This window comes from Facivitalis istanbulensis, assembly GCF_040560405.1.
Lineage (GTDB): Bacteria > Pseudomonadota > Alphaproteobacteria > Sphingomonadales > Sphingomonadaceae > Sphingomonas > Sphingomonas istanbulensis.
This window is the reverse complement of sequence record NZ_JAVSCQ010000037.1, coordinates 24,411-39,989: the sequence shown is the minus strand read 5'-3', so window position 1 is coordinate 39,989 and position 15,579 is coordinate 24,411. Positions and strand designations below refer to the sequence as shown.

Annotated in this window: 11 protein-coding genes and 3 pseudogenes; 4 read left to right on the top strand and 10 right to left on the bottom strand. The window is 65.0% G+C overall.

Translation table 11 applies throughout. The annotated features are described in order from the left end of the window. Positions 1–127: pseudogene (locus tag RN629_RS16440) on the top strand (IS256 family transposase); the annotation flags it as partial. A gap of 49 nt (positions 128–176) precedes the next feature. Here RN629_RS16440 and RN629_RS16435 read toward each other — a convergent pair. From RN629_RS16435 to RN629_RS16390, 10 genes and pseudogenes are all read right to left on the bottom strand, one after another. Next, positions 177–377: pseudogene (locus RN629_RS16435) on the bottom strand (IS3 family transposase); the annotation flags it as partial. Positions 378–491: 114 nt separating this feature from the next. After that, entirely contained in the window at positions 492–1,670 is a 1,179-nt protein-coding gene (locus RN629_RS16430; protein ID WP_407036200.1) for an MFS transporter, read from the bottom strand. Between the two features lie 104 nt (positions 1,671–1,774). After that, positions 1,775–3,331 carry an alkaline phosphatase D family protein gene (locus RN629_RS16425; protein WP_407036199.1) on the bottom strand — a complete coding sequence of 519 codons (1,557 nt, stop codon included), beginning with the start codon at positions 3,329–3,331 and terminating at the stop codon, positions 1,775–1,777. Positions 3,332–3,385: 54 nt separating this feature from the next. Further along, the gene (locus tag RN629_RS16420; protein ID WP_407036198.1) at positions 3,386–5,641 is read right to left on the bottom strand and encodes a TonB-dependent receptor; all 2,256 of its coding nucleotides are present in this window, start codon (positions 5,639–5,641) and stop codon (positions 3,386–3,388) included. A 170-nt stretch (positions 5,642–5,811) separates the two neighbouring features. After that, positions 5,812–6,750 carry a helix-turn-helix transcriptional regulator gene (locus RN629_RS16415; protein WP_407036197.1) on the bottom strand — a complete coding sequence of 313 codons (939 nt, stop codon included), beginning with the start codon at positions 6,748–6,750 and terminating at the stop codon, positions 5,812–5,814. Between the two features lie 123 nt (positions 6,751–6,873). Beyond that, positions 6,874–8,703: a DUF885 domain-containing protein gene (locus RN629_RS16410; RefSeq protein ID WP_407036196.1), complete on the bottom strand. Its 1,830-nt coding sequence runs from the start codon at positions 8,701–8,703 to the stop codon at positions 6,874–6,876. A 397-nt stretch (positions 8,704–9,100) separates the two neighbouring features. Further along, positions 9,101–9,949: a porin family protein gene (locus RN629_RS16405; RefSeq protein WP_407036195.1), complete on the bottom strand. Its 849-nt coding sequence runs from the start codon at positions 9,947–9,949 to the stop codon at positions 9,101–9,103. Positions 9,950–10,072: 123 nt separating this feature from the next. After that, positions 10,073–10,279 carry a hypothetical protein gene (locus RN629_RS16400; RefSeq protein ID WP_407036194.1) on the bottom strand — a complete coding sequence of 69 codons (207 nt, stop codon included), beginning with the start codon at positions 10,277–10,279 and terminating at the stop codon, positions 10,073–10,075. 165 nt (positions 10,280–10,444) lie between these two features. Continuing rightward, positions 10,445–10,600, bottom strand: a complete 156-nt coding sequence (locus tag RN629_RS16395; protein ID WP_407036193.1) for a hypothetical protein — start codon at positions 10,598–10,600, stop codon at positions 10,445–10,447. A 123-nt stretch (positions 10,601–10,723) separates the two neighbouring features. Then, entirely contained in the window at positions 10,724–13,045 is a 2,322-nt protein-coding gene (locus RN629_RS16390) for a TonB-dependent siderophore receptor (protein ID WP_407036192.1), read from the bottom strand. A gap of 182 nt (positions 13,046–13,227) precedes the next feature. Between RN629_RS16390 and RN629_RS16385 the strand changes: the two genes are divergently transcribed. The 3 genes and pseudogenes from RN629_RS16385 to RN629_RS16375 all read left to right on the top strand — a co-directional run. Next, positions 13,228–13,944, top strand: coding sequence for a response regulator (locus tag RN629_RS16385; RefSeq protein ID WP_407036191.1), 717 nt, complete (start codon positions 13,228–13,230; stop codon positions 13,942–13,944). Then, the gene (locus RN629_RS16380; RefSeq protein WP_407036190.1) at positions 13,941–15,377 is read left to right on the top strand and encodes an ATP-binding protein; all 1,437 of its coding nucleotides are present in this window, start codon (positions 13,941–13,943) and stop codon (positions 15,375–15,377) included. The genes RN629_RS16385 and RN629_RS16380 overlap by 4 nt, the downstream gene beginning before the upstream one ends. A gap of 17 nt (positions 15,378–15,394) precedes the next feature. Then, positions 15,395–15,514: pseudogene (locus RN629_RS16375) on the top strand (IS3 family transposase); the annotation flags it as partial. Between the last annotated feature and the right edge of the window lie 65 nt (positions 15,515–15,579).

Here is a 15,579-nt window from a genome sequence, read left to right as displayed (position 1 = left end):
GCTGCTCGAACAGAACGACGAGTACCAGCTCCAGAGCCGCTACATGCAGATCGAGGGAATGGCCGCTCTCGCCACACCACAGATCGAGGAGGTGACGCCGCTACAGATTACACCCAAGGCCGCCTGAACGATGCGGCCCGGGGCCACCCCCGAAATTACACCACGTTGACGGACACGACCCCTGGACCTGTGATCCGGTGCGGATGAAGCGTGCGCGGGTACAGGCCGAAACTTGCCTCATAAACGCGCCGGATGTGCCCCTTCAGCTCGTCGTCCCGCCGGGCGCGAGCGGAACGCCTGCCCGGGTCGGCAAGGCGCGCGGCATGCTGATGATACGAGGAGGGGGCGACCGCCAGTTCCCGGCAGATCGGCTCGACAGGTGACATTTGTACATTGCGTCTACACCCGCTTAGAATCCCCAAGATCGATAACAATCATTATGTAAAACTAAGGCTGCTCCAGCCCCCGACTGGCCATTGTCCACCCATGCGTCAGGCGGCTGTCCGCAAGGACAGTTGTTCCGCCGCGATGAGCGTGGCCAGCATGGCTAACGAAAGGAGGGCAAAGGCGATGCCGAGCGCTTGCCAGCCCGCATGCTCGACGAGGCGCGCGGCCAGGGGCGGGCCGAGCAGCGCGCCGCCGGCGCCGAACTGGGTCAGAAGGCCATTGGCGCTGGCGATCCGCGGATCGTCCCCCCGCCGCACCCCCGCCAACACCGGCAGCCGGGCGAACATCAGCGGCGACACGATGCCACCCACACCGATGGCGAGGACCGCCAGCATCGACGCCCCCGCCAGGCCGGTACCGCCAGTGAACGCCGCCGCACCAAGCGCGCCGGCGCCGACCAGTGCGGGCGTCGCGATCAGGATCATCGTTCGCCGCCCGGGCGCGCCGCCCCGCATCGCCCAAAGCGCGAACCCGAAGGCCGGAAGCGTGGCACCGGACGCGAGCGCGGCGATCAGGCCGGAGGTGCTGATCGCCGCGCCGCGCTGCTCGACCAGATAGGTCGGCAACAACATGGTGAGCGCGCAGATCGAGAGCGTGTAGAGGCCGAATGCGATGGTCGCGAGCCAGGCTGGCGCGGGCGGGAATGCGATGCGATTCTCGATACCGTGCCCGATCGGCAGGCGGATGGCGATCGGGATCGCCGCCATGACCAGCATCGCCCAGCCCAGCATCACGCCGCGCAGCCCCCAGGGCGCAAGCGCGAGGCTGGTCACCGCGCTGCCAATCGCGACGCCGACCGGCACGAACGTGCTCCACAACGCCAGCGCGCGGGGCCGAGCATGCGCGTCGGCGATCGTGGCGATCGTCGTCGGCGCGGCGATCACCACGAGGAGATAGGCAAGGCCTTCCATCGCGCGCGCGGCGAAGAGCGGGATGGCGGACGAGGCGCTCGCTTCCCAAAGGCCGCTCACGGCCAGCAGGACCAGCCCCGAGAGGAGCGCCCGCCGACATCCCACGCGGCCCAGCCCGAGACCGGCCACGAAGCCGAACAGGCCGCCGCCGACCTCAAGCAGGGAAATCAGCCAGCCCGTCTCGGTCAGGGTCAGGCCGAAGCGCGACCTGAGGACCGGCGCGATCACCGAGATTTTCGCGAGCTGGGCCGCGGCCAGCACGCCGAGCAACCAGAGAAAGAGGATGGACGTCCAGCGGCGTGGCATTGGCATAGCGGTCGAAGGCACTCATTCTTGTGGAAGCGGCGGCGAACCGCCGGTTGGTGACGTGGTTTCGGGGCGATCCGGATTGGCGCGACGGGGGCGCCCCGCCCCCGCTATACCAGATCCTGGATTCCCGGCCTGCCCGCCGCGATGACGACCTGCTTGCCCGTCCGGGTCGTGCCGCCCTTGACCTTTACATCATCGACGAATTTCAGCGCCGCGCGCCAGTGATCGCGATCGACGGTGTTCAGGACATAGCCGCGCCGGTCGACATCGAAGAAGCGGACATGCGGGTTGTGCGACACATTGGCGGTCATGGGATCGGACAGCGCGCGCGGGCAGTCGGACGATAGCGAGGTCGCGACGATCTCGGTCCCGATCAGGCTGGCGGGATCGTCGGCCCTTTCCCGCAGATCCATGATCCAGGACGAGTGGACATCGCCGCTCAGCACCACGACATTGCCGATCCCTGCGGCGCGCAGGCCCGAGAGCAGGCGCTGGCGCGCGGCGGGATAGCCGTCCCAGGACGCGACATAGGCCCGGCGATAGGGGCCGTCGGCCATGACGAACGGCGCGACCGGCACGGTCGACGCCAGCACGTTCCACCGGCGGCGCAACCGCCGGAAATCCGCCTGGAGCCTTTGCTCCTGCGCAACGCCCAGCATGGTCCTGTGCGGATCGTCCATATTGTCGCAGGCGATGCGGTAATTGCCGAAGCCCCATTGGGGCGTTGCGCTGGCGGTGCATATGGCCTGCGTATCGCGGAACTGGCGCGTATCGGGCACCGCGATATGCACCAGATCGCCGACCACGATCGACTGGGCGATATTGGCATGGCCGTCGGGCTCCAGAAAGTGGCGGACCGGCATATGTTCCAGCCAAGCGCGATAGGCGAGCGCGCGGATGGACCGGGTGGCGGGCGAGGCATCGATCGCCGCGTCGTGATTGTCGAGCGTGGCGAAGAACGGGAGCATGGCATGGGCCCGTGCGAGCGAGGGGTCCATCTTGTACAGGGCGTGACGGCGGCGAAATGCGTCCAGCGTGTCGAGCGGCGCGGTGGTTTCGTGCGGACGCACCGGCGTCCCGAAATCCGTCTCGTAGATATAGTCGCCCAGATGCAGGACGAAATCCGGCTCGTCCTCGACGATCGCGTCATAGCCCGTGAAATAGCCATGTGCATAATTCTGGCAGCACAGCGTGGCGAAGCGGACCTCACGCGTGGACGACAATGGCGCGGGCAGCGTTTTCGTCGCGCCGATCGGCGACGCCGCATCGCCGACGAAGAAGCGATACCAATAGCGTGTGTCGGGCGCGAGATGGCGCACATCGACATGGACGCTGTGCGCCCGGTCGGGCCGGGCGGTGGCCGTTCCCGATGCCACGGGTCGGGACAGGTCCGGGCTGAGCGCCATGACCCAGCGGACCGGCACGGCGCGGGGCGGCATGCCCCCGCCCTCGGCGAGCGGATCGGGCGCGAGGCGGGTCCACAGCACCACGGCGCTGGAGGTCGGCGATCCCGATGCGACCCCGAGCCGGAACGGGTCACGGCCCGATGCGCGGCCCGATATGTCGGCGGCCAGGCCGTTGGACAGCGGAAAGAGCGTTTGCAGGCTCAAGGTCGCGCCCATCCCCAACAGGAGATGCCGACGATCGAACGGGGGATGGGACATGCGCCAGGGTCCTGCAAACGCTCTTCGGATGGGAGTATCCTATGATGCGGCCTGTTAGAAGCCGATGCGCACCTCCGCCCCGATGATGCGCGGTTCGTTCACATAACCGGCCAGGTTGTTGAAATCGATGCCGCCCAGAAGGTTGCTGGCATTGGTGATGTTGCGCGCAAAGGCCGCGACCTCATAATTGTGCCGCTTGTTGCGATAGCCGACACGCGCGCCGCCCTCGACCTGGGTACCGGTGACGAACTCGATACTGTCGTACAGGAAGAAGTTCGTCCGCCCCTTCAGCCGCCAGTCGGTGAAGAGGAAGAGTTCCGCGTCGGGCGAGACCGGATAGCGATAGTCGAGATCGGCATTGGCGGTCCACAACGGCGCCTGGGCGAAGGAATTGCCGTCGATGATGGCGCGGCCCAGGCGGTTGCGCGGGTCGAGGACCGTGCACGAGAAGCACACGCCGGTCGACAGGCCGGGCTCGTCGATCCGGGTCTTGGCATAGCCAAAGCCCGCCGTCAGGCGAAGGCGATCAGTCACGGCATAGTTCGCGTCCGCCTCGAAGCCATAGCCGATCCCGGCCTTGGCGTTGAGCAGCCTGATCGCGCCATCGGGCGTGTCGCCGCCGACGGCGGTCAGCTGCATGTCCGAGATGCGGTAGTAGAAGGCCGCCGCATCCAGGCTGAGCCGCCGGAACAGGTTGGCCTTGTAGCCGACCTCATAGGACGTGATCTTTTCCGACCGCGCCGTCGTGGCGGTCGGATCGGTGGTCAGCGTCGTCTGGATGGTCGGCGCGCGGAAGCCGGTCGCGATGCGGCCATAGATTTGCGACTGCGCGGTCGGATGATAGGACAGCGCCACGTCCCAGCTCAGATTATTGCCTTCCAGATGGATCGGCTTGGCCCGCTGGGCCAGCGCATAACGGCTCGACGTGGTCGGCGCGTCGAACTTTTCGTCCTTTTCGTCATGCGTGTAGCGCGTACCCACCGTCAGGCGCAGCGCGTCGAGCAGGTCATAGGTGCCGTGCGCGAACACCGCCCAGGACTTGTTCTCCAGCAGGCTGGTCGACCGGATCCCGATCTCGCTGGGGCTGGGCGAAGGCTCGGCCGCGGTGCGGTCCTTGAAGTTCAGCCGGTCGGAGAAATAAAAGGCGCCGACCTGGAAGTTGAACGGACCCGTGAAACCGCTGGCGAGCCGCAATTCCTGCGAGAACTGGCGGATATTGGACTCCGATCCCGTATCGACCGGGAACGGGATGACGCCGGGGCCCGACCCGCGCGAGCCCGGGCCATAGCCGCCATCCACATCGGCGCGGCCATAGCGCCACAGGCTCTGGAGCGAGGAGATCGAGGTCAGAGTCAGATCGCTGAACTGCCAGTTGAGCTGCGCGGTATAGCCTTCCTGATCGGCCTCCGAACGCTGATTGCCGCCGCCGTCATAGAATACGGTATCGCGGTGGTAATTGCCGTTCAGCGCGTTCGAACCCTTGGTCAGAATGTTCGCGCGAAACGGGGTCGAGGAATTGCCGCGCAGCGTCCGGCCCTGGTACAGGAACAGGGCCGAGACATTCGGGGCGGGCGTCCAGAGGATCTGCGCACGCTCGGCCATATCGTTATAGCCGCCCAGCGCATTCCGTTCGCCGGTGAAGCCGTTGTTGATCCAGTCGGCCCGGTTCTGCGACAGGAACGACACGCGCACCGCCAGCGTATCGGTGACGATCGGGCCGCCAACGGCCGCCTCGACATTGGCGCTGCTGTACGACCCGATCGAGGCGCGGACGAAGCCTTCGGTCTCCATCGTCGGACGCCGCGAGTCGAACTTCACGATGCCGGCCGTGGTGTTGCGCCCGAACAGCGTGCCCTGCGGGCCACGGACGACCTCGACCCGGTCGATGTCGAAGATCGGGTAGGAACGCAGGCCCGATTTTTCCATCGGCACGTCGTCGATGACGACCGATACCGGCTGCGACGCCGCCTGGTTGAAGTCGGTATTGCCCAGGCCGCGCATATAGAGCCGCGGCGCGGTGCGCCCGCCCGAGGTCTCGATATAAAGGCCCGGCACCGCACCGGCGAGCGCGAGGATCGTGTCGCCGCCGCTGAAGCGGCTGTCCAGCCGCTGCCCGCTGAGCGTCGAGACCGACAGCGGCACGTCGAGCAGCCGCTCCTTGGTGCGCTGCGCCGTGACCACGACGTCGCCGGCGTCATTGGTGTCCTCCGCCGCGACCGGCTTGGTGGACGCATTCGCCACCGCCTGGGCATGGGCGGCGTTCGGCAGCAGCAGCGTGATCGGTGCCGTCGCCAGGACGCTGTGCGCCATCCAGCGGCCGAGCCTGTTTCGTGTCGTCAATGGAACCCCCGAAGTGAAGCTTTTCCCCGGGCGCGACCTAGAGCGGCCGGCGAGCCGTCACAATGACGGGGCCAGCCGCATCGCTATTCCATTTGCGCCACGCCGCGTCATGAAAATGTCACCCATGACCTGCCCGGGAATCAGGCCGCGGCGGCGTGCCGCCACCGTCCGGGGGTCTCGCCGACCTGTTCGCGGAACACACGGCTGAAATGCGCGGCGTTCTTGAAGCCGACCTCATGCGCGATGGAGGCGATCGGGATGTCCGAACAACGGGGGTCCAGCAACAGGCGCTTGGCATGGCCCAGCCGGATATCCTGTGTCAGCTGGGCCAGGGATGTCCCGTTGCCCGCCAGCAGGCGGTGCAAGGTGCGCAGCGAGATGCCGGCATGTTTCGCCACATCCTCCTGCCGCAAATCCTCATCCTGATAGTGATTCTCCAGGAACAGGCGGCTTTTCGCGATCGCCCAATTCTCGTCCGCATGGTCGGCCTGGCTGCGCAGCAACTCCTGCAGGACATGCGCGACCGTGCTGCACAACACGTTCCAGCTCGCCGAATAGGCCGGGTCGGATGCGCAGCCCGACGGCACGTCCGACGCCAGATGGCGCAGGATCCGCGCGGCGCCCGAGCTGGTGTCGATCGGGCGGTTGACCATCGCCGCCTGCCGACTGGTGAAAAAGGGAACATAATGGCGCGGGACGAGCAGCGATCGGATCCGGTACGGGGTCAGATGCTCGATCTGCAGCGGCATGCTCTGGTCGAGAATGCAGAGCTGGCCGCTTTCAAGATGATAGCTGCGCCCGGCGCTGGTCATGTAGACGCGCCCCTCCTCGACCATGAACACCGATATCCGCTTCGCCCGCGATCGATCCTCGGCCTTGTGGACGATATGCGGAGGCCCCTCCCCGCTCAGTAACAGCCCGCCATCATGGGAACCGCGACAGTCCTGGACAAAGTCGACCTTCGACCGGGCCGCTTCAAGCCGCAGATCACCGAAGATCCTGATCAGGTTCGTGCGGTGGTGCGCGAGGGATTGGGCCCGCATCTGCCCGAAAACGCCGTTCGAAAAACTGTCGTTCATTACCCTGTGCCAAGGTGCCATTCATCGCCCTGGCCGACACGCTCGGTCAGGGGCAGTGGGCGCGCGGTAGCGCCCATTTTGGTCGTTTTGATGAACGAGCGGGACGGGCTGGCGCGCCGCCGGTCAGCGGGCGCGCGCGGTGGCGTCGATATAGCGGGTCACATTGGCCGCCAGCACGGTCAGCGGCACATTGCCGCCATCGACCACCGCCTGGTCGAAATCGCGCAGGTCGTAGCGCGCGCCCAGCGCCGCCTGCGCCCGCGTCCGCTGTGCGACGATCTCGGCACGGCCGACTTCATAGCCGCAGGCCTGGCCCGGCCAGGCGCAATAGCGGTCGACCTCGCTCACCGCATTGCTGCGCGGCAGGCCGGTGGCGGCGATGAACTCGGCCAGCGCCCGGTCGCGGGTCCAGCCCATGGCGTGGATGCCGGTATCGACGATCAACCGCACCGCGCGCCATGCCAGCCCCATCAGATAGCCCAGCCGCCCCGCCGGATCGTCCTGATACATGCCCAGTTCGTCGGCGAGCTGCTCGGCATAGAGCGCCCAGCCTTCCGAATAGGCGTTGAACGCCAGGACCGAACGGATCAACGGCAGCGCCTGCGCATATTCGCCCTGCCAGACATGGCCCGGTATCCCCTCATGATAGACCAGATCGGGGATGGTCACGCGGTTGTGGATCGACGGATCCCCCAGATTGACCCAGATCTTGCCGGGTTCGCGCCCGTCGATCGTGCCGGGGCCGCCATAGGCCGCGGGCGCGCCCGGTTCCTGCGCGGGGGGCATCCGGCGGATTTCCAGATGCCCGCGCGCCAGACGGCGGAACGCTTGCGGCAAGTGAGGGCGGATCGCGTCGATGCGTTCCTGCATATAGGCGATGATCGCGGTGCGCCCGGCATCGCCGTCGGGAAAGCCGATGCCCGGCCGCTTCTGATACGCGATGGTCCGCTCTGCGACGCTGCCCCGGGTCAGCCCGGCGGCGCGCAGGATCACGTCCATCTGCGCCTGCAAGTCCGTCAGCCGCGCGCGGCCCATGGCGTGCAGTTCCGCCGCGCTGCGCGTCGTGGTGGTGCCGGCGCGCAGGCCCCAGGCATACCATTGCTCGCCATGCGGCCGCACGCCCAGCCCAGCCTGGTCGGTCGCGACGCCCCGCTGCACGCGCAGCTCGGCCAGTTGCCGCTCCAGCGCGGGGATGATCGCGCGGCGGACGATTGCCTGCGACCGCGCCGTCCAGTCACCGGGCACGCCCGCGCCCTTGCGCGCCAGCGGGCCGACAAAGGGACCGTCGGCCTTCTCCGCCTCGGCGATGGTGCGGGTCATTCCCGCGATCGTCTTGTCGAGCAGGAAGGCGGGCGGCACCAGCCCCTGTTCGCGCGCCAGCCGGATGCGCAGCGTCTCGCCATCCAGCTGTGCTGGCGTCGCTGCCAGCCGCGCCAGATAGGCCCCGGCATCGGCCGCGTCGCGTACCGGCTGGTCACCGTCGAGCATCTGCGGCACGTCGAGCCACGCGCCGACATTCTGGATGACCGCATAGGGCGTGTTGCGCCAGTCGCCGATCGTCGCCACGCCATAAGGCAGCGCCATGCCGTCCAGCGCGGTGCGGAACGCGGTCTCGACCACCGCCATGCTGGTCGCGGTCGAGGGGTCGAGCCCGTCCCGCGGCATCCGCGCCAGTTCGGCCAGCGCCTGGGTCAGGAACCGCTGCCGCGCCGCGACCCCGGCGGGCGAGCGATCCTCCAGCGCCCGTCGCAAGCCCGCCTGCGCGCCGGTATCGACACCCAGCGTCGTCGCCCGTTCCGGCACCAGCGCCAGCAACCGCCAGGCCAGCCGATCGAGCAGCGCCCCCGCCTCCCCCGCCCCATCGGCCAGGGGCAGCGCCGCACGCACCGAAGCCGCGGCGGTCAGGGCGGTGAACCCGATCAGGGTCTGGCGACGGGAGACATGGTGCTGCATGCCCGATTGATGACCCGGTGCGCGCGCAAGGTCAAATCGATGGTGGCTATCGATGGTGGGCTGGGGCCGGGGGGCGCAGCAAAGACGCTTGCCACCGCACACTGAGGGGCTCTTGAGCGGCCCCATGGACTTCGCGCGGCAGGCGCAGGTAGCTTAACCTCGTGTCTATGGAACCGGCAGCAGTTCACTCGGCCTCGACCACGTCGAAGAGCGATCCTGGATGGGGTTGCATCGCGACGGCCTCACGACAATGATGGCCTACGCCGTCTTGCAAACACAAAGGTTCGCGCAGGCGGGCCGGAAAAAAGAGTCTCCGGGCCACGCCTCCGCCGCGCCAATGCCCTCACTGTGGCGGGAGCCCATTAGACACGCATCCCGCACTTCTGCCAGGGTAGCGCTAGAACCGATAAGTTAAGCCTAGAACCGGGCCGCTCAGCCGCGTGTCATAGACGTGCCCGCCATGATCATAATCGACATCCAGGACCTTATATCCCGCCGAGGCGGATAGAGGACCGGAAAAGACATAATTGACCGTCACCAGTCCCGACCATGTATGGTTGGAACCCGCACCGAAGCCACCGACATCTGCCTGTCCTTGCAGAGAGAGCTTTTCCGTCACTGGAAGGAATGCCCGCACCCCAACCACCGGGTCCAGCCAGCTAAAGTCTTCACCGTGGCTGGCTGACCGGGTTCCGATGGCGGCATGGCTCGCCGTGACCGCAACATCGTTGGAGATATGCCAGAAACGCGCGCCCGCCAGACCATCAAGCGTGAATTGCGGGGTGTCGAGGAAGCGGTAGCCGCCCAGCACGGTAGCCGTGAACTGTTTGCTATCGACCTTTGCGTCGACGCTGGCACCTGGGGGGATCGCAACGCCCAGGCCCGGAATCTGGAACGCCTGCAGCGAACCAGTGCCACGACCGTCCGTCGTGCTGATATACATCGCATCGACCGAGAAGACGAACCGATCACGGCGCCCCCACACATTGATGAAGCCGCCGACATTGAAGTCATCCATCACATCGGAGAATGATTTCCTGACACCGATCGTCGGGGCGTGCCGAAATGGGGAAATATTCCCTTTGAGCCCGGGCGCCCACAGATAGGGCGTGACCTGCAACGCCCAAGTCGGTCTTTCTTCCACGACCGGGGACGACCGTTCCGGTTGGCCAACGACGGCATCCTGAGCGTAAGCGGGCTGTGCGCCGCACAACAACAAGGCGAAGGTCATCGCATATTTTTTCAATGTACTACCCCCTTTGCCAGATCGATAACTGCAATCATTTCCAACGTACACCCTGTATTGCCCGTATAGGGTGCGATAGCTGCTACTTCAAAATCCTTTCGCAACGCTCAAGAAGATGCTCCCCTATCGACGTGCCGGACGGCGATGACGGCGGTTTCGTCGAGCTGTTTTTGGCTGTTCCAATGCGGGGAGCCTCCGCGCCAGGCACCGCCGTCCCATGGTTGCACGTCGTTCGCGGAAGATCAGGCGATCGATCTTGTAGGCCGGGTTGGCGAAGCAGATCGCGATGCGGCGCGGACCGATGCCGATGGTGCGGATAAACAGCCTCATCCGATCCTTCTCCCGGGCAAACACCTGTCCGATGCGGGCACGCACGACGGAGCGTTTCGCATTGGCCCCGGCGGGGCGCGACCGCCAGCGTGGCGTCGACGATCTGCGGCCTATTGCCAAGTTGCCCCGCTTACGCGTCGCTCACCATGCTCAGTGCCGCCAGGATCAGCACCTTGCAAACGCCACCGGGTCGTAATCCGGTCGGCCGCGCTTCGCCACGTCACCGTGTGCCGGCACCTTCTCCAGCGCCGGCCGGAATATCCCGAAATCCACGACCCGCACCATCATCTCCGGCGGGTCGCCACTGTCCGACAGCCGCATCCACTATTCCGATAGCCCGAAGAATCCTGCCTGACGCATCCGTCGCCTCCGTTCGGCCCGTTCACGCGAGGATTGTTGGGGCTGCCCAGCTATATGGCCATGTCAGTTCGATTGAGGAGCACCTCAAAAACGAGCACGCATATTCACGCTGTATGAACGCGGTTCACCGTAAATCAGGCCATCATAGAAACCGTATTGGCGGTAGTATGTCTTGTCCGTGAGATTTGTGACGTTCGCCCCGATCTGCAGATGGTCATTGATCCGGTATCGGACCAGCAGGTTGGCGAGCATGTAGCCGCTGACTGTCAAATTGGTCGCGTCGTACCGACCTCCACCAAGCGGTCTTCCGGGATTGGTGGACCATGTCGTCTTGCTCTGTGCGGACAAGCCGCCTCCGACCGTTAGACGGTTCCAGGAACCCGGCAACGTGTAGCTTGTCGACAGGCGCACCTGATGGCTCGGATCGCGCTGATAGCTCAGCCCGTCGACATCCAGATAGCTGTAACCAAACAGGATGTTCCACCCCGGCAGCACCATGCCCGATGCATCGATGTCGACGCCACGCGATCGGACCCCATCGACCGTGCGATACACGGCATTGCCTGTCCGATCGTTGAGAAGGCCGGTATTCTCCGCGACATTGCTTTGCCTGTTGTTGAAGACGGCTAGCGATGCGTTCAGTCGCCCGTCATTGAACGATCCCTTGACCCCAGCCTCATAGCTCTTCCCGGTGATCGGTTTCAGAAGCGCGTCGTTGGCGTCCCGCAAGTCTCCCTGCGGCGTGAAGACACTGGTATAGCTTGCGTAGAGCGATAACGCCCTGGTCATGTCGAATACGATGCCGGCATATGGCGTAAAGACGCCCTTCTCATGCGTGATCGTGGAATCGGCGGTGAAGCGGTTTGCGGCGTTATAGTCTCCACCCGTGCTTTTGAAGTCGCTGAGGCGCGCGCCGAGGATGACCTTCAGCGGATCGGCCAGATCGAGCCGCGTTGCGACATAGCCACCAAGATTGCGGGTGCGGTCAACGGCCCGTGCATCGGTCCGATAGGTATTGAGGCGAGCATATGATCCGTCCCAGGCGCGCCAATCCGCGATCGGCAGCCCATCACTGCGATACTGACAACCGCTATACGGCCGCTTGCCAAGGATATTGCAATTGCCCAGCGCAAAGCTGAACGCATAGTTGGTCACGGTGTCCCAATACCCGTTGAAACCGGCCATGAGCATATGCTCTCGCCCGAAAACGTGGATCGTGCCATCGACGGCGGCATCGATGTTATCGCGCCGGTTCTCATATTCCGAATGGATGGCGTTCAGGAAACCGCCGGTCCCGTCTTGATGGAAGAAACCCGCGAAGCCGCCGACGCTACGGGCCGCGTTGTTCGCCTTGGCGACGCCCAGATCATTGAAAGCGCTACCCCGTGTGCGATTGTAGCTGACACGAAGATGCCAGTCCGCCCCCCATCGATGGTCCAGATTGACGAAGCCCGTGGTCGTTTTGCGGCGCGCCTCACTCCAATCCGCCACAGGATTGGTGCTGCGCGGGAGCTTCGCGAGCGTACCATCGGCAAACCAGATCGGCACATTGGCACCCCAGGAGGCACCGTCATTTACCGTCTTCTCATACTGCACGCCGATGTTCAGGGTCGAGCGCGGCGTCAAGTCGACCTCGGCGCTGGCCAGAAGCCCCTGCCGGTCGACATGCTCCCGATCCCGGAACGTGTCGGTTGCCTCGTCACTGTACACGAGGCGGGTACGAACCTCGCCGCCCTTCGTGATCGGCAGGTTGAGGTCGCCCATGAGACGACGCCGTCCCCAGTTGCCCAGCGTCAGCGCGCCAATCCCGGATAAGGTCTTCGTGGGACGCTTGCGTAGGAGATAGATGGTGGCGGAGGGATCGCCTGTCCCCCCCAGCAAGCCGTTTGCGCCCCGTACGATCTGGAGATTGTCGTAAAGATCGATGTTGGTCGATGCACCCGCACCACCAAATGTCGATTGCCCGTCGACCTGGGCGCCATCGACACGATAGTTGGTGATATCGAAGCCGCGTGCGCGGTAGGTACTCCGGCCAGCGTTGTCGAGTTGCGACGATGTGACGCCGGGCGTGGTTTGCAGGACGTCGTCCATGGTCTCAATCTGCTGGTCGTCGAGCAGTTGGCGTGTCAGCACCGTCACAGTCTGCGGGGTCTCGCGAATTGAGAGGCGAAGCCCGGTAACCGTATCGGCGTCATGCTTGGTGTAGCTGTCACTTCCTTCCGTGCGCTTGCCCAACACTGTGATATCCTGCTTCGCCGCAGTTTCATCATCCCTGGCGATTCCATCGCGCTCTTCTGCCGACGCGGATTGACCCAAGGCGACGGTCGCAGCGAGGGCAAGAAACGCAGCCGAACTGGAGGAAAGGTGAAGACGGCGGAGAAGACCGCCACGGAATTGATGTTTCACATACGCCCCTGTTATATAATGCGTGGCATTCGCATTCAGCTGATCTCTTGGGGGTGCCGTCCGTTGGCGTACAGAACGAAATTGTCCGGTTTGATCACGAGGCTCCGAGATTTGTCACCCCATGTCACCAGGCTGCGAGGCCTGCCTCGCCCGGTCGTCGGCTTGTCCGCAGGGCGCTGAGGATGCGTGACATACTGATCGTCGACGACGACGCGGGCATCAGGGAATTGCTGATCACCTATCTGGAGCGTGCCGGTTATGCGGCGTCGGGGGTTCCCGATGGCAAGGCCATGTGGACCCAAATAGCGCGGCGCAAGCCCGCCCTCATCGTCCTTGATCTTATGCTGCCCGGCATCGACGGGTTGACGCTCTGCCGCCAGCTGAGCGACGGTCCCAAGATTCCCGTCATCATGCTGACCGCCCGCGGCGAGCTTCTGGACCGCATACTCGGTCTGGAGATGGGCGCTGACGACTATCTGCCCAAGCCGTTCGATCCCCGCGAATTGCTTGCGCGCATCCGCGTCGTTCTCCGCCGACACAACGTCAATGCCCAGTCTTCGAACATGCCCGACACCATCCGGTTTGGCGAATGGTCGTTCGATCCCCGTCGAAATCTGCTTCACCCAGTAGAAGGCGGCCAGCCTGTTACGATCGGCCCGGCCGACGGGCTGGTGCTGCTCGCCCTCCTCCTGCACCCATATCGCACGTTCAGCCGTGACGAACTGGCCGAGCGGGTACGTGGCAGAACCTCCGGCCCGCTCGACCGCTCCATCGACATGTGCGTCAGCCGCTTGCGACAAGCCCTCGGAGACGACGCCCGCAATCCCAGCTTCATCCGGACGATCCGCAACGGTGGATATATGCTCACCGCCGACATCGCGGCGAACGCGGCCGAATGAAAGCCAAATGGCCGCGATGGCGGGCAAGCCCGCAATCGCTCTCCACTCGCATCGCGCTCATCATTATCGGCGGGCTTCTGCTTGCCCAGATCCTGACGGGAACGATCTGGTCGGAAAGCCGTCGAAGGGCGCTGCTTGAGATACCGACACGGGTCTTCGCGGCCCGCGTCGCTGACGCCATGCGGGTGGTGCTCGATCGACCGCCGACGGAGCGCGCCGCCGCGCTTCGCGTGCTCGACAGGCCGGGATTTCACCTGAGCCTGCTGAACCGCTTGCCCGTGCAACCGCCTATCGACGCGGATATCGACCGCACGCAAGCCTTGATCGCGTCGGTAATCCAGCGGCATTATGAACATCCGGTGGAGGTTCGCGTGCTTCGGGCTCGCCTGCTCGGCGATGATCGACGCCCGTTAGCCGGGGCCGGCCTGCTCAACGTACGCAACCCCGTCGCCGCCTTCCAGGTCGCGGTCCGCGCGGCTCCCGGTGCACCATGGTTTGTCGCGACCGGAGCCGAGGATGAGAATGGTGCTGAGACATCCAATGCCGCCGTGGTGGCGGATTATGTCATTCGAATCTACGTGCTGCGTCTGTTCGCCGTCGCGCTGCTGACGTTCCTGGCGGTCAGGCTGGCTTTGGCACCGCTCGCGCGCATGACGAACGCGGCGGAGGCGCTCGGGCGGGACGTCCGCCATCCTCCCATAGAGGTAAAGGGACCACGCGAGGTTAGACGCGCGGCGGAGACCTTCAACGCGATGCAGGCGCGTATCATCGCCAACCTCGACGAGCGCGACCGATTCTTCGCAGCGGTATCGCACGATCTGCGATCCCCGCTGACACGATTACGTCTTCACACCGAACTGATGTCCGATGACCGTGCCCGGCAGACCTTCCGCGACGAACTCACCGACATGGAGGCGATGGTGGAGGCCGCGCTCGCGTTCGTAACCAACGAGGCCGATAGAAGCTTTGCAGTGGACGTCGACGTGGATGCGCTCCTGCAAAGGATGATCCGGAACCTGACATATCAGGGGATGCCGGTGTCGCTTCGCGGGGCGATGGCCGGCACGATCGTAGGATATCCCCAGAGCTTGCACAGGTGCCTCCAGAACCTGATCGACAATGCCATCAAATATGGCCATCGCGCCGATATCGAGGTGACGAGCAGCGATGTGGCGATCGGGATCGCCGTCCGTGACGAGGGGCCGGGCATTCCCGCCGATCGCCTGACCGCGATGCTGGAACCATTCGCGCGCATGGACGCCTTTCGCGGCGGCGGGCATGATGGATTTGGCCTGGGCCTCAGCATCGCGGACATGATCGTCAAGGCGCATGGGGGCCGATTACACCTCACCAACCTCGTTCCGCGCGGTTTCGAGGTGCGGGTCGTCCTTCCCCGCAGTCCACTGTGCCTCCCCGACGAGGATGCCGGATAGGACGGACAGGGTGCCACCTGTCGATCGGCCGGTCGTCATTCTACCATGCGCCGGTGCCGGAGACGGCGGAGACGCTGACGCTGATGGCGGCAATCGACGCCTCTTTCCTTGGCTGTCGCTGGTGTGGCAGTCGCCAATCGCTTCCATCTGACGGATGATGCGCCGCATCGCAAAGATCCCATCATGAGCCAGGTTCCTGGAC

What these genes read in the sequence shown, in the direction of transcription:
- RN629_RS16415 (WP_407036197.1), bottom strand. Translation starts at nt 6,750, where the DNA reads ATGAACGACAGTTTTTCGAACGGCGTTTTCGGGCAGATGCGGGCCCAA.
- RN629_RS16420 (WP_407036198.1), bottom strand. Translation starts at nt 5,641, where the DNA reads ATGGCGCACAGCGTCCTGGCGACGGCACCGATCACGCTGCTGCTGCCG.
- RN629_RS16385 (WP_407036191.1), top strand. Translation starts at nt 13,228, where the DNA reads ATGCGTGACATACTGATCGTCGACGACGACGCGGGCATCAGGGAATTG.
- RN629_RS16410 (WP_407036196.1), bottom strand. Translation starts at nt 8,703, where the DNA reads ATGCAGCACCATGTCTCCCGTCGCCAGACCCTGATCGGGTTCACCGCC.
- RN629_RS16400 (WP_407036194.1), bottom strand. Translation starts at nt 10,279, where the DNA reads ATGAGGCTGTTTATCCGCACCATCGGCATCGGTCCGCGCCGCATCGCG.
- RN629_RS16380 (WP_407036190.1), top strand. Translation starts at nt 13,941, where the DNA reads ATGAAAGCCAAATGGCCGCGATGGCGGGCAAGCCCGCAATCGCTCTCC.
- RN629_RS16395 (WP_407036193.1), bottom strand. Translation starts at nt 10,600, where the DNA reads ATGCGGCTGTCGGACAGTGGCGACCCGCCGGAGATGATGGTGCGGGTC.
- RN629_RS16425 (WP_407036199.1), bottom strand. Translation starts at nt 3,331, where the DNA reads ATGTCCCATCCCCCGTTCGATCGTCGGCATCTCCTGTTGGGGATGGGC.
- RN629_RS16430 (WP_407036200.1), bottom strand. Translation starts at nt 1,670, where the DNA reads ATGCCAATGCCACGCCGCTGGACGTCCATCCTCTTTCTCTGGTTGCTC.